General features: G+C 68.6%; 13 protein-coding genes. 10 read left to right on the top strand and 3 right to left on the bottom strand.

Annotated features, from left to right (window positions below):
* Window positions 1-52 precede the first annotated feature (52 nt).
* Entirely contained in the window at window positions 53-1,486 is a 1,434-nt protein-coding gene (locus tag ACP7AZ_RS05090) for a PLP-dependent aminotransferase family protein (RefSeq protein ID WP_426036689.1), read from the top strand.
* A 4-nt stretch (window positions 1,487-1,490) separates the two neighbouring features.
* On the opposite strand, the gene ACP7AZ_RS05085 is transcribed toward ACP7AZ_RS05090, so the two are convergent.
* Window positions 1,491-2,588, bottom strand: a complete 1,098-nt coding sequence (locus ACP7AZ_RS05085) for an alkene reductase (RefSeq protein WP_426036687.1) — start codon at window positions 2,586-2,588, stop codon at window positions 1,491-1,493.
* 161 nt (window positions 2,589-2,749) lie between these two features.
* Here ACP7AZ_RS05085 and ACP7AZ_RS05080 point away from each other — a divergent pair, with 161 nt between their 5' ends.
* Window positions 2,750-4,000: a hypothetical protein gene (locus ACP7AZ_RS05080; protein ID WP_426036910.1), complete on the top strand. Its 1,251-nt coding sequence runs from the start codon at window positions 2,750-2,752 to the stop codon at window positions 3,998-4,000.
* Here ACP7AZ_RS05080 and ACP7AZ_RS05075 read toward each other — a convergent pair.
* Window positions 3,997-4,404 (bottom strand): hypothetical protein, encoded by a 408-nt coding sequence (locus ACP7AZ_RS05075; RefSeq protein ID WP_426036685.1) that lies wholly within the window; start codon window positions 4,402-4,404, stop codon window positions 3,997-3,999. The genes ACP7AZ_RS05080 and ACP7AZ_RS05075 overlap by 4 nt on opposite strands.
* Before the next feature lie 120 nt (window positions 4,405-4,524).
* Window positions 4,525-5,307 (bottom strand): 3'(2'),5'-bisphosphate nucleotidase CysQ, encoded by a 783-nt coding sequence (cysQ, locus tag ACP7AZ_RS05070; RefSeq protein WP_426036683.1) that lies wholly within the window; start codon window positions 5,305-5,307, stop codon window positions 4,525-4,527.
* A 97-nt stretch (window positions 5,308-5,404) separates the two neighbouring features.
* Between cysQ and chpT the strand changes: the two genes are divergently transcribed.
* The 8 genes from chpT to recA all read left to right on the top strand — a co-directional run bounded on the left by chpT (window position 5,405) and on the right by recA (window position 13,100).
* Window positions 5,405-6,085 carry a histidine phosphotransferase ChpT gene (gene chpT, locus ACP7AZ_RS05065; protein WP_426036681.1) on the top strand — a complete coding sequence of 227 codons (681 nt, stop codon included), beginning with the start codon at window positions 5,405-5,407 and terminating at the stop codon, window positions 6,083-6,085.
* Between the two features lie 88 nt (window positions 6,086-6,173).
* Window positions 6,174-6,545: a response regulator gene (locus ACP7AZ_RS05060; RefSeq protein ID WP_303695196.1), complete on the top strand. Its 372-nt coding sequence runs from the start codon at window positions 6,174-6,176 to the stop codon at window positions 6,543-6,545.
* Between the two features lie 32 nt (window positions 6,546-6,577).
* Complete coding sequence (locus tag ACP7AZ_RS05055; protein WP_426036678.1) at window positions 6,578-7,393, top strand: CheR family methyltransferase; 816 nt, start codon at window positions 6,578-6,580, stop codon at window positions 7,391-7,393.
* A gap of 61 nt (window positions 7,394-7,454) precedes the next feature.
* Window positions 7,455-9,338, top strand: a complete 1,884-nt coding sequence (locus ACP7AZ_RS05050) for a M20/M25/M40 family metallo-hydrolase (RefSeq protein ID WP_426036676.1) — start codon at window positions 7,455-7,457, stop codon at window positions 9,336-9,338.
* A gap of 58 nt (window positions 9,339-9,396) precedes the next feature.
* Window positions 9,397-10,089, top strand: a complete 693-nt coding sequence (locus tag ACP7AZ_RS05045) for a methyltransferase domain-containing protein (RefSeq protein ID WP_426036674.1) — start codon at window positions 9,397-9,399, stop codon at window positions 10,087-10,089.
* A gap of 67 nt (window positions 10,090-10,156) precedes the next feature.
* Entirely contained in the window at window positions 10,157-10,933 is a 777-nt protein-coding gene (locus ACP7AZ_RS05040) for a DUF1223 domain-containing protein (RefSeq protein ID WP_426036672.1), read from the top strand.
* Between the two features lie 85 nt (window positions 10,934-11,018).
* Entirely contained in the window at window positions 11,019-11,840 is an 822-nt protein-coding gene (locus tag ACP7AZ_RS05035; RefSeq protein ID WP_426036670.1) for a DUF4344 domain-containing metallopeptidase, read from the top strand.
* Between the two features lie 177 nt (window positions 11,841-12,017).
* Window positions 12,018-13,100, top strand: a complete 1,083-nt coding sequence (gene recA, locus ACP7AZ_RS05030; RefSeq protein WP_303695191.1) for a recombinase RecA — start codon at window positions 12,018-12,020, stop codon at window positions 13,098-13,100.
* Window positions 13,101-13,278: the final 178 nt, after the last annotated feature.

The raw sequence follows: 13,278 nt of genomic DNA, 5'->3' as shown, positions 1-13,278 counted from the left end.
AGCTAACTCGACCGGCCTTGTAATCCATAGCCACTTTGGCGACGGTGGCCTCATGTCCATCGTCAATCTGAACAGCCTGTCCCGCCATCTCGGCGACTGGCGTGCCTCCGGCGCGGAGGATGTCGCCTACCGCAGCCTGGCCGATGCGTTGAAGGGGCTGGTGCTCGACGGTCGCCTGCCGCTCGACGCCCGCCTGCCAGGAGAGCGCCGCTTGGCCGAAGCCCTCGGCATCAGCCGCATCACTGTCAGCGCGGCCATGGTCCGGCTGCGCGCCGACGGCTTCCTGACCAGCCGCGTGGGCTCCGGGACCTACACCGCCCTGCCCTTCCGTCGGGCCGAGCGGCTGGAAGGCCTGTTCCACGTCGCGTCGGGCCCTGAGGTTGTGAACATGGCGACAGCAGTCCTCCCGGCGGGCGCCCATGTCCATGCGGCCTATGCCCGGGCGCTGGAGTCGCTGCCGGCCCACCTGCCGGGCCACGGCTACGACCCCATCGGTCTCCTCCCGCTCAGGCGCGCGGCAGCCGAGGCCTATGATCGCGCTGGATTGCCGACGGCGCCCGACCAGATCGTGGTCACGGCCGGGGCGCAGAACGGCCTGGCCATCCTGCTCCGCGCCTTCGGGCGACCGGGCGACGCGGTGGTGATCGACCACCCGACCTACCCCCATGCCATTGAGGCCATCGTCCGCGCCGGAATGCGGCCAGTGCCCGTCGCCCTGACCTCGGCCGGCTGGGACATTGACGGACTGGTCGCGACCATCGAGCGGGTCCGGCCCCGGCTGGTCTATCTCGTTGGCGCGCACCAGAACCCGACCGGCCACGTCATGACGGCCAAAGACGAGGCGACAGTGGCCCGCGCCGTCGCCCGCGTCGGCGCCCTGATGGTCATGGACGACACCCAGCGCGAGCTCTGGTTCGACCAGCCGCCCCCGGCCCCTGCCGGGCCCGGTCCGCACGTCGCCCGCATCGGCTCCATGAGCAAGACCTGGTGGGGCGGTCTCCGGATCGGCTGGATGCGGGCGGAGACCGAGGTCGCCGACGCCGCCGTCCGCGCACGGGCCTCTCTCGATCTCGGCGCCGCGGTGATCGAACAGCTCGCCGCCGCCCACCTGCTGGCCGGGGATCAGACGCCTGTCGTGGAACGGCGCGCTGCCCTGGCCGTGCGAGAAGCGGCGCTGCATGCCCGCCTTCAGCATGTTCTACCGGACTGGAAGACGACACGGCCTACAGGCGGCCTCTCTCTGTGGGTCGCCCTGCCCCGCCCCGTCGTCGGGGCGCTCGTTGTTGAGGCTCAAAAGTCCGGGGTCATCATCGCGTCCGGCGCCCGCTTCGGCGTCGACGGCGCCTTCCAGCGCTTCGTCCGCCTGCCCTACTGCCTGCCGGTGCCGGAGCTAGAAGCAGCGATCGATACCTTGGCGGACGCCTGGAGCCGCATCGGCGACCGCCCGGCCCGGCGCGCGAAGACGCCGGAGCCGGACGTGTTCTGAAGGCCTACGCCTCCGCCGTTTCCAGAAACGGATAGTCGGTGTAGCCCTTGGCCCCGCCGCCGTAGAAGGTGGCCTTGTCGGGAGTATTGAGAGGCGCGTTCCGCTTCCAGCGCTCGACGACGTCGGGGTTGGCCAGCACGGGCACGCCGACGCTGACCAGATCGGCTCGCCCTTCGGACAGCGCCTTCTCGGCCGTTTCGCGCATCAGGCCGCCGTTCAGCATCAGCGAACCGCCGAACGCATCGCGGATGTCAGCGGCCAGCTGCGGCGCGCCGAACTTGATGTCCATCGGCGTGCCGGGCTCGCCCTCGATCAGGTGCAGGTACGACAGGCCGAAAGGCTTCAGCGCGCCTGCGGCGTGCAGGAAGATCGATGCCGGGTCGCTGTCCTTCGAACCGTTCGCGCCGTTCGACGGCGACAGGCGCACGCCCACGCGGTCGGCGCCCCAGACCGCGACGACGGCGGCCACGACTTCGAGCAGGAAGCGCGAGCGGTTCTCGACTGAGCCGCCATAGCTGTCGTCACGCTGGTTGGAGCCGTCCTTGAGAAATTGGTCGATGAGATAGCCGTTGGCTGCGTGGACCTCGATGCCGTCGAAACCGGCCTTCTTCGCCTGTTCAGCCGCGTGGACATAGTCGCCGACGATGCCCTGGATTTCGTCGACCGTCAGCGCACGAGGCATCTCGAACGGAGTCATCGAGAAGTCACGCTTCATCGCGTTGCCAACGGCGGCGATAGCTGACGGCGCCACGGCCTGGCCGCCGCCAGGCTGATAGTCGGGGATCGAAATTCGGCCGACGTGCCAGAGCTGGGCGACGATCTTGCCGCCCTTGGCATGCACTGCCTCGGTGATCGGTTTCCAGCCCGCGACCTGGGCGTCGGTGAAGAGGCCGGGGGTGTTGGGATAACCCTGACCCGACTGGCTGATCTGGGTGGCCTCGGAGATGATCAGGCCGACCGAGGCGCGCTGGGCGTAGTACTCGACCGCCAGCGGGTTTGGAACCTCGCCCTCGATCGCCCGGCTGCGGGTCAGGGGGGCCATGACGATCCGGTTCTTCAGATGGATCGCGCCGAGGTCGATAGGGTCGAAGAGGGTCGTCATGTGAAACACCTGGTGTTGCGGTCGCGAAGAGGTAGGCGCCCCAACTGTGCGGCGCAACAGGGCGCGCATGGAACCCGGTCGCGGCGTCGGGTTTGCTAGACAAGGGAGTGAACGCCTGAGACGGTCCCGATGCGGGACGACCGGAGAGTAGTGACGTGGCCATGTTCGAGTTCGGCAAGGATCTGAGACGGCTCTTCGTTCAGGCGCGCGAAAGCGACGACCTGGGCTGGCTGGAGCTGATCGGCATCGACCTGCTGGCGCGCGAGGCGAAGGCGTTGACCACCGACGGTGGCCGCGTTTCCTGTTCGCGGCCGTCGCAGACCTGGCATCGCGCCTCGATCCTGTGGCGAGAGCATGCCCGTCGCAGCGGCGCCCCCGACAGCATCGCCCGCGCCCTGGTCACCGCCGACGACTCCCTGAAGGCCGCCCGCACCGAGGACGAACGCGCCCGCGCCCTGCTGTCCGGCGCCCAGGCCCTGATCACGAAATTCGACCTGTTCGGAGACCGCAACGCCATCGTCCAGGCGGCGGAGTGGGCCCGCGGAGCGACGTCGAGACGCCTGCCGACCCTCGCCTCTTGCGCCGGGGTCCATGCCCGGATCCGCGCGCGTCAGGCCCGTTTGAGCGAAAAGGCGGCCGACCGCCAGGACGCCGCGGCCCTGATGGACGCGGCCCTGCACGCCCTCACCAAGCACAATCCGCTCGAGGCCGACGACCTGCGCCTCGACAGCGCGGCGCTAGCGCTGGAAGGCGGCATCATCCAGCGCGACGCCCGCCTGCTGGACCAGGCGGGACGCGACCTGACCGCTCTGGTGGAAGCCTGCTCGCCGGACACCCGCCCACTGACTCGCGCCCGGGCGCTCGCTCTCTGCGCCGCCGGCCTGTCCGCCCTCGCCGGCATGGCTGACGACGAAGCCGCGATGCAGACCGGGCACGAGATGTTCGACGCCGCCGCCGACCAGTTCTTTGTCGACCACAGCCCCCTCGACTGGGTCGCCATCCAGATCGCGCGTTCCATCGACCCGACCGCCCCCATCGAGCCGATCCGCCAATCCGTTGCGCTGACGACCGGCCACGGCACGATCCTGGGGGCGCTCGCCCTCGACCTGCTGGTCGCGCGCGAGATCGAGACGGCCGCGACCGCCGGCGACCTGACCGAACTCTCGAAGATCGAGACGCGCGTCCGTCGCCGCCTCGCCGACCGCACCGGCGCCCCATCGGTCATCGACTGGGCCGTCGACCAGATCGCCATGGCCCGGCTGATGATCGCCCGCAGCGAACTGATGGGTTCCGACCCCGATCAGGCCGCCTTCGTCCTCGCAGAGGCCGCCGAGGCCGCCCGCGAACACGGGGTTCCGGTCATCGCCGACCGCGCCAGGGGACTGATGATGGGGTTGCCCGTCCGGGCCTAGTTCTGGCGGGACCAAAGTCCCGAGACGCGGCTGTCCCGGATCGGACCAGAGACCCGGGCCACGCACTGCTGGCCGATCCCGCCGCGCCACTGCGCGATGTAGACGGCCGTCTCCTCTCCCACGCAGATCCCCTGGTTGCTCAGCCGGTGGTGAGGCACCGAGAGGCTGATCACCCCTTCATCGAAGCAATCGCCGAGGCTCTCGAGCCTGTAGACGTAACCGCGCCGCGTGGAAACATAGGCATTGTATCCATCCTTGACGTTGAAGTTGTTGACTTCTTCGCCCCGGAAGCACTGACCGGTGCGGACCAGCAACTGGCGTGCTTCCAAGCTATCGGGCGGGCCCGAGACCGCGCAACTGCCCAGCAGCATGGCCACAACGATGAGAAGCCGCTTCGATGACATAGGCGCCCCTTTGACCTGGTCGGTCGACAAGACCACGCGCGAAGAGGGAAGGCCAGTTCTGGAGCGCGGCCCGCACGGATGCAAAACCGCGACCAGCCATCCCGTCAGCTTGGTATCGCCCTACCCGCCCATCGCCACGAACGGCCCGTTCAGAAACCCCGGCTTGCCGTAGGCCAGCGGCTGACCGTCCGGGCCCAGCACTCGCCCTCCGGCGGCCTCCAGGACCGCCTGCCCCGCGGCCGTGTCCCACTCCGAGGTCGGACCGGTGCGCGGATAGGCGTCGAACCGACCCTCTGCGATCAGGCAGAACTTCAGCGACGAATCCGTGCCCTGCCACCGGGTGCAGCCGTGGCGGGCGGCGAGACGAGCGGCTTCTTCATCGGTGACGCTGTGGCTCAACAGGGCGAAGCCCTCGTCCGGCCGATTGCGCACCCGGATCGTGCGCCAGGCGTCGCCATAGCGGCGCATCTGGGCCCCGCCGCCGGGCGCGGTCCGCCAGGTCAGCGATGTCGCGGGCGCCGAGACCACGCCGACCGTCGGACGGCTTCCCTCGATCAGGGCGATGTTGACGGTGAAGCTTTCCTTGCCCTGGACGAAGCCCTTGGTGCCGTCCAGCGGATCGATCAGCCAGAAGCGATCAGCGGCGCGCTCGGGCTTGCCCTGGGCCTCCGACTGCTCCTCGGCCACGGCCTGGACTTCGGGATAGAGGGCGGCAAGGCGCGACAGAATCAGGGCCTCGGCCTTCTGGTCCGCCAGGGTGACCGGGCTGTCGTCCGCCTTGGAGAACACCTCTCCGCCCGCCCGCCAGTAGGGCAGGATGACCGCGGCGGCCTCCTCCGCGATGTCGGCGAGGGTGTCGTGCAGGGCGCCGGAGGCGAGGTCGGAGGACAGTCTGTCGGTCATTTGCCGGGGGATAGACCATCGCGGGCGGTTTCACGACGGCGCAAATCACGCGAGGGTGCGGGCCGATCTTGAAGCCTCTCCCGAGCCCGAGCCCCGCATGACCGACGCCGCCGTCTCCGCCCAGTCTGGTTCGCAGTTGGGCGAACTGCCCGTCGATGGCCAGGAACTGGCCAGCCTCATCGCGGCCAAGCTCTGCCACGACTTCATCTCGCCCTCAGGCGCGATCATGTCGGGGCTGGACCTGCTGGACGATCCGACGGCCCAGGACATGCGCGACGACGCCATGAGCCTGATCGCCGACAGCGCCAGAAAGATGGTCGCCCTGGTCCAGTTCTGCCGCGTCGCCTTCGGGGCCGCGACGACCGCCGAACGGTTCACCGGCGCCGAACTCACCGACCTGGTCGACAACGTCGTCTCGGGCGGTCGGGCGACCCTGGCTTGGAACCTCGGAGAAGGCGACTTCGGCAAGCCCCAGGCCCGCGCCCTGGTCAATCTGGCTTATCTGACTGTAGGCGCCTTGCCGATGGGCGGCGCGGCGACGGTCGCTGTGCGGCGCGAGGGCGCCCAACTGGTGATCGAGGGCGTAGCCGAGGGCGCGCGGGCCCGGCTGAAGGCCGAGGCGGCGACGGGTCTGGCCGGCCTGCGGCTGACCGAAGGCCTCGCGGGCCAGTGGATTCAGCCTTACTGGCTGTGGCTCACAGCCGATCAGGCGGGCGGAACGCTCACGGTCGAAGCTGTGGAAGGCCGCGTGTCGATGACCGTACGGATGCCGTCTTAATCCCGAATCCCAACGCCTCGTTAACCGCCCGGAAGCGATATTGGCGGTTGAAGCGGCGCTTGATTCGAGCCGTTTGGAGAAGACCGCGTTGGACGTCCGCACCTGCCTCATCGTCGACGACAGCCGGATCATCCGCAAGGTCGCGCGCCGCATCGTGGAAGGCCTCGGGTTCGAGGTCGACGAAGCCGCCGACGGGATCGAGGCCTTGTCCTACTGCACCGGCATGATGCCCGACGTCGTCCTGCTGGACTGGAACATGCCCGTCATGGACGGGCTGGCCTTCCTGCGCCGGCTGCGCACCACCCCCGGCGGGGACAAGCCCAAGGTCCTGTTCTGCACCATTGAGACGGCACCCGAACGCATCGCCGAGGCCCTGTCGGCCGGGGCGGACGACTATGTGATGAAGCCGTTCGACTCGGAAATCCTGCACTCCAAATTCAGTGAAGTCGGAGCGGTCTGAAGCCCAGCCATGACCCGCGCTGTAGCCGTCACATGATCCAGGACGATTTCGACCGCCTGCAGGCCCTGATGGCCTCTCGCGCCGGCTTCCGGCTGGGGCGTGATCGGATCCACCTCGCCGAGCACCGTCTGGCCCCTGTCGCACGGCGCGAGGGCTTCGACAGCGTCGACGACATGCTGGCCAGCCTGTGGGCCAAGCCGGTGGCCAGTCTCGGCTGGGCGGTCATCGAGGCCCTGCTGAACCCCGAGACCTGGTTCCGCCGTGACCGGACAGTGTTCGACACCTTCGCACGCGAGCTACTGCCCGCCATCGCCCGCGCCCGGCCTGAGGGTCTGGTGCGCGTTTGGTCCGCCGGCTGCTCGCACGGCCAGGAGCCCTACTCCCTCGCCATGGCCGGCCTCGAAGTCGGGGCCAATGTCGAGATCGTCGCCACCGACCTGTCACAGCGCGCGATCGAGCGCGGCCGTGCGGGATCCTACACCGCCTTCGAGATCCAGCGCGGCCTGCACGCCCAGACGATGCTGAACTGGTTCGATCCGGCGGACGACGCCTGGGTCGCCAAGCCGGTCCTGCGTAACGCCGTCCGCTTCGCCCGCCACAACCTGCTCGACGCCCCGGCCGACGCCGCCCGGTTCGACGTCATCCTGTGCCGAAACATCCTCTCGGAGATGGATCCGGCCCGGCGCGGCCAGGTCGTGGACGGTCTGGAGCGGCGACTGGTGGACGACGGCGTCCTGATTCTGGGAGCCGACGAGCGAATCGACGCCGACACCGTCGCCTTCCGCCCCGTGACCGGCCGCAAGGGCCTGTTCGTCAAGGCTCCCTCAGCCCTCAGCCGCGCCGCCTGATCCCGGTCGACACGGCCACGCCCGGCCCCCTATGGTCGCCGCAACGTCGGAGGGGATGACGATGCGTTGGGCTCTGTTTCTCGGATCGCTGGCAGTCGCTCTGCTGATCGGCGTGTGGGCCCTTCAGGTTCCCGGCGCGCGCGGGACCGACACGCCCGCCGCCGACTTCTCCGCCGTCCGCGCCATGGCCGATGTTGGGGCGATCGGCGCCCGCCCCCACCCCGTCGGCTCGGCCGACCACGCGCGGGTACAATCCTGGCTGTTCGGTCGCATGGCGGCGCTGGGGCTCAACCCGGCCCTGCAGGCCGGGGTTCTGTCGCCCGAAGCCATCGAGCGTCTGCGCCGTTGGGGCGGGGATCCGGCGTCAGCAGGCAATATGGCCGTCAATATCGTCGGCGTCCTGCCCGGCCGCGATCCATCGGCGCCGGCCGTGCTGATGATGGCCCACTACGACAGCGCCTGGAACTCTCCCGGCGCCGCCGATGACGGCGCCGGCGTTGCGGCGATCCTCGAAGCCGTGCGCGCCATCAAGGCGCGTGGCCCTGCCGACCGCAGCCTGATCGTGGTGTTCACCGATTCCGAAGAGCTGAATCTGGACGGCGCCCGCATCTTCTTCTCCGAACACCCCCTGCGCGACCGCATCGGCGCCGTGGTGAATCTGGAGGCCCGGGGCGGCGGCGGCCGCGCCTTCATGTTCGAGACCGGACGCGGTAACGCGGAAACCATCGACCTGTTCAGCCGGGCTGCCCGGCGGGCCGACGGCGGGGCTTCGTCCAGCTCCCTGTCGATCTTCGTCTATGAAAACATGCCGAACGGCACCGACTTCACAATCTCCAGGAACCGGGGCATCGCCGGGGTCAATTTCGCCTTCGTCGGCCGTCCGTCCCAGTACCACTCCCCGACCGCCACCCCGGACAACCTTGATCAGGGCGCGGTCCAGCATATCGGCTCCCAGGCGCTGGAGGCGACCGACGCCCTGCTCCGCGCCGACGCCTTGCCGATCACGGGCCGCAATGTCGTCTACGGCGACTATCTGGGTCTGTTCACCATCGTTCATTCGCTCGACCTCGGCTGGACCCTGCTGGCCCTGACTGCGGTGCTCGGCGCCTTTTCAGCCTGGGGGGCGCGCCATGCGACCGGGTTGACCGCCACCGACGTTGGACGCGGGATGCTGTCGGGCCTGTGGGTCGTGGCCATGGGGATCGTCGTCGCCCACGGCGTCCGAGTGCTGGCCGGGCCGATGTTGTCACGCGCCGAGTCCGCCGACGTCTACTACACCCTGCTCCGCCGCCTGCCGTGGATGGAGGCCGGAACGGGCCTTGCGATGGCCGCCGTCGCCCTCGCCCTGCTGGCGGGTCGTCAAGCCTTCGGGCCCAAACTGCTGGCCGGCGTCATCATCGTGGCGGTCGCGGCCGCCCAGACCCTCGGTGGTTTCGATCCCGTGGTGCTCGGTGCCGGTGTCGTGGCTCTGGGCCTGACGGTCTGGTCGCAGAGTGCGCCCAGGACGGTCTGGGGCGGTTGGCTCGGCCTGATTGCCCTGATCTTCGTCTTCGGCTTGATGGCCCAGGCTGCGGCGCCGGAAGCCGCCCTGATCTTCATCTGGCCGGGCCTGCTCGCGGCCATCGCGGCGGCGGCCTGCGCCTTCATCGGCGCGCGGCTGGAGAGCCCCCGCTCCCTGATCCCGGCGGTCGTCGCCACGGTCGTCGGCGGGGCCTGGATCCTGAACCTGTCGCACCAGGTCTTCCTCGGCGTCGGCATGGACCTGCCCGGCGTCCTCGCGCTCATGACCGTGCTGGTGCTGCTGTTCCTCGTCCCGCTCGCCCCGCGCTCGAAGGGCACGCTGGCGGCGGCGGCGGCGGCCTGTCTGATCCTCGCCTGCGGCCTGTCGCTGACCGCCCGATTCGCCGAGCCCGCGCCCCCGCCTGCCGCCGACGGCCCCACTTAGGCTTCCGGTAACCCTGCCACTTAAGCGGACGGCAAAGCCGGTCCTTTAACAGGGGCGCATGAACCTGATCCACGCCCTCCAGGACAACACCGATCCCAACTCGCTGGTCTCGCGGTTCCGCCGCGCCCGTGCACGAAGGATCATTGCGATGATCACCAGGATCCACGCCGAGAAGGGCGAGGTGAACATCATCGATCTGGGCGGCGAGGCCAACTACTGGACCCTGTTCGATCGCCAGTTCCTGGACGCCTCGAGGGTCCGGATCACCCTCGTCAATCCGGGCGGCATCGACGAGGTCGCGGACCCACGCCTGTTCACCATCATTGACGGCGACGCCTGCACCCTGCCGCAATACGAAGACCACGCGTTCGACATGGTCCACTCCAACTCGGTGATCGAACACGTCGGCGATTGGGCGCGGATGGAGGCCTTCGCCGCCGAATGCCGCCGCCTAGCCCCGCGCTACTACGTCCAGACGCCCTATTTCTGGTTCCCGGTGGAGCCGCATTTCTCGGCCCCCTTCTTCCACTGGCGTTCGGAACAGAGCCGCGCTCGCTCCCTGCTCAAACGCCGCCACGGCTTCTCGCAGAAGGCGCCGGACATGGGCGCGGCCATGCGCGACGTCCAGCACGCCCGCCTGCTGGACAAGGCCCAGTTCCGCTTTCTGTATCCCGACGCGGCCCACCATGACGAGGTCGTGGCCGGTCTGACCAAGTCCCTGATTGCGGTTCGCGACCCCACCTCGCACTGACACCCTGTTTCGTAACCTTCGCGGACCGGTCGGCGAACGCCGGGGCATGAACCGTAGAGAAAACCCGATGCCCGCCAAATCGCGCACCATGCCCGTGCAGGATGATCTGCGCCGCCGCCTGACCCTGTTTGCCGCCGTCGGCGTCGTCGCCGCCGCCCTTATCGCAGGTCACGTCACCACCCGTTCGGCCGAGGCCGCCGTGCCCGCCCCACCGCGTGCGGGCGACCTGACCGTGGTGGAGCTCTTCACCAGCCAGGGTTGCAGTTCCTGCCCGCCCGCCAATGACAATCTGGTCCGGCTGTCGACCCGATCCGACCTGCTGACGCTGAGCTTCAACGTCACCTACTGGGACGACCTGGGCTGGCCCGATATCTTCGCCAAACCCGCCTACACCCAACGCCAGCGAGACTATGAACAGGGCCTCGGAACCGACAACGTGTGGACGCCCCAGGTGGTCGTCGACGGCCGATCCCATGTCGTCGGCCAGCGGATGTCGGACATTGAGCGCCTGATCGCCGCCCATCGTCCCTTCACCGGTCCAACGGTGATCTTCCGCAGCGGCGGCGTGGGCCTGGCCGGCGGTTCGCCGCTCGCCGACCCCGCCGACGTCTGGCTGGTTCGCTACGAACCCCGACCGATCGCGGTCCCGGTGGCGCGCGGAGAGAACGGCGGCCGCACCCTCCCCCACGCCTCGGTCGTGCGCGATCTGGTTCGGCTGGGTCCATGGTCCGGCGGCCGGGCACGGGGGTTCGCCCTGCCCGCCGCCAGCCGGGCTGGCCTGTTGACCGCCGTCCTCGTCCAGGCGCCGAACGGCGGACCGATCCTGGCGGCGGCCAAGGGCTGACCTGACGTCGCCTGACGACCTGGCTCTGGCCATTGGCGTCGCCCCCTCGTGACCGCTAGAGCATGATCGTTCAGGGGGGAACACCATGTCCATGTCGATCGGGACGCACGCGCGTCGCTTCACGCTTATCGCCTTCGCGGCCCTGGCCATCTCCGCCTGCGAGGACGGGACCGCCTCGGCCGAGGCCTCTGCCGCCCGACCTGCCCAGGATCGCGGCGACTTCGTCGTCCGCCCGGCCGTGCTGGAAAGCGACGACTACACCGATCTGGCCGCCCAACTGAGCGAGGAGCGCTGGCTGGAGGACGTCGCCGACGTTCTGAACGAGAGCCTGATCCTGCCCGTCGATATCGGCCTGCGCTTCGCCGAGTGCGGCGAGAACAACGCCTACTACATCCCCGAGGATCGCGAGATCCAGATCTGCATCGAGATGTTCGAAGGCGAGCGCGAGACCTTCGGCGCCTACTACGAGACCGACGAAGAGATCGAGGATGCGGTCAACGGCTCCTTCCTGTTCACCGTCTTCCACGAAGTCGGCCACGCCCTGGTCGACGTTCTGGAAATTCCCTTCACCGGCCGCGAGGAAGACACGGCCGACAGCCTGGCCGCCTGGTGGCTGATCGACGGCGATGAAGGCGAGGAATCGGCCATCGCCGGCGCCCTCAGCTTCTACACCGACCCCGAAGAGGCGGCCGAGGTCGACGAGAGCGACTTCGCCGACGAGCACTCCCTCAGCCAGCAGCGCTACTATACCCTGACCTGCCTGGTTTACGGCTCCGACACCGACAAATACGCCAACCTCCTCGAGGAGGAATGGCTGACCCCGGAACGCGCCGAACAGTGCCCGGCCGAGTTCGAGCGCCTGACCTCGACCTGGTACACCCTGCTGGATGCTCATCTGAAGGAGTAGGCGTCAGAAACGGACGTAGCCTCACGGCTGCGTTCACCGTTCCGTAAAGAACATATTGGCAACCAGAACAAACCATGCACATAGTCCTGCTCACAGGGAGCGGGTCACGGTCATCGGACCGAGGGCGGGCCTCTCCCCAGGGTCTCAACGGGAATCATGGCAAGGGAGAGTGGCAAGGTGGCAGCTCAGGCGAATCTGAAATTGGTGGGCAAGGACGACGGCGACAAGCAGCGCGCGCTGGAGGCGGCGATCGCACAGATCGACCGCGCGTTCGGCAAGGGCTCGGTCATGAAGCTGGGCAAGGGAGGCGTCGCCGACGTGATCCCCTCGGTGTCCACCGGCTCGCTGGGCCTGGACATGGCGCTGGGCATCGGCGGCCTGCCGCGCGGTCGGGTGATCGAGGTCTTCGGTCCTGAATCCTCCGGCAAGACGACTCTGGCCCTGCACACCGTGGCCGAGATCCAGAAGGCCGGCGGCACCGCCGCCTTCGTCGACGCCGAACACGCACTCGACCCCGGCTATGCCCAGAAGCTCGGCGTCAATCTGGACGACCTGCTGGTGTCTCAGCCCGACACGGGCGAACAGGCGCTGGAGATTGTCGACACCCTGGTGCGTTCGGGCGCCGTGGACATCGTGGTGATCGACTCGGTCGCCGCCCTGACCCCGCGCGCCGAGATCGAGGGCGAGATGGGCGACAGCCTTCCGGGCCTTCAGGCCCGTCTGATGTCCCAGGCCCTGCGCAAGCTGACCGCCTCAATCTCCAAGTCGAACTGCATCGTCCTGTTCATCAACCAGATTCGCCACAAGATCGGCGTCATGTACGGCTCGCCGGAAACGACCACGGGCGGCAATGCGCTGAAATTTTACGCCTCGGTCCGCCTCGACATCCGCCGCACCGGCGCGATCAAGGACCGCGACGAGGTCGTCGGCAACACCACCCGGGTCAAGGTGGTCAAGAACAAGGTCGCCCCGCCGTTCCGCGAGGTCATCTTCGACATCATGTACGGCGAGGGCATCTCCAAGCTCGGCGAGATCATCGACCTGGGCGTCAAGGCCGGGATCATCGAGAAGTCGGGCAGCTGGTTCTCCTACGACTCGACCCGCATCGGTCAGGGCCGCGAGAACGTCCGCGCCTTCCTGAAAGCCAACCCCGACATGGCCGACGCCATCGAGGACAAGGTCAGGAAGTCCACCTCGAGGATCGCCGACGAGCTCCTGGGCACACCCGAGCCGGACGAAGGTCAGGATCTCGACGGCTAGATCCTCCCCCATCGGGGGAGGGGGACCGCGTCTTCGTGGTGGAGGGGGCAACGCCAGACACCGAATTCGCGGCCGCCTCCCTCCGTCACGTCGCTGAAGAGGCGACGCGCCACCTCCCCCGACGGGGGAGGACCAAAGACACTCCGTCCGGCCGGTCCCTGCGACCCGCCGCCGACCC

Source organism: Brevundimonas sp. DC300-4 (assembly GCF_049897365.1).
GTDB lineage: Bacteria > Pseudomonadota > Alphaproteobacteria > Caulobacterales > Caulobacteraceae > Brevundimonas.
Note: the sequence above shows the minus strand (reverse complement) of the source record. Positions and strands in the feature narration are given on the sequence as shown.

Coding starts and splice junctions, on each gene's coding strand:
- ACP7AZ_RS05090 (WP_426036689.1), top strand. CDS start 53: ATGTCCATCGTCAATCTGAACAGCCTGTCCCGCCATCTCGGCGACTGG.
- ACP7AZ_RS05085 (WP_426036687.1), bottom strand. CDS start 2,588: ATGACGACCCTCTTCGACCCTATCGACCTCGGCGCGATCCATCTGAAG.
- ACP7AZ_RS05080 (WP_426036910.1), top strand. CDS start 2,750: ATGTTCGAGTTCGGCAAGGATCTGAGACGGCTCTTCGTTCAGGCGCGC.
- ACP7AZ_RS05075 (WP_426036685.1), bottom strand. CDS start 4,404: ATGTCATCGAAGCGGCTTCTCATCGTTGTGGCCATGCTGCTGGGCAGT.
- cysQ (WP_426036683.1), bottom strand. CDS start 5,307: ATGACCGACAGACTGTCCTCCGACCTCGCCTCCGGCGCCCTGCACGAC.
- chpT (WP_426036681.1), top strand. CDS start 5,405: ATGACCGACGCCGCCGTCTCCGCCCAGTCTGGTTCGCAGTTGGGCGAA.
- ACP7AZ_RS05055 (WP_426036678.1), top strand. CDS start 6,578: ATGATCCAGGACGATTTCGACCGCCTGCAGGCCCTGATGGCCTCTCGC.
- ACP7AZ_RS05050 (WP_426036676.1), top strand. CDS start 7,455: ATGCGTTGGGCTCTGTTTCTCGGATCGCTGGCAGTCGCTCTGCTGATC.
- ACP7AZ_RS05045 (WP_426036674.1), top strand. CDS start 9,397: ATGAACCTGATCCACGCCCTCCAGGACAACACCGATCCCAACTCGCTG.
- ACP7AZ_RS05040 (WP_426036672.1), top strand. CDS start 10,157: ATGCCCGCCAAATCGCGCACCATGCCCGTGCAGGATGATCTGCGCCGC.
- ACP7AZ_RS05035 (WP_426036670.1), top strand. CDS start 11,019: ATGTCCATGTCGATCGGGACGCACGCGCGTCGCTTCACGCTTATCGCC.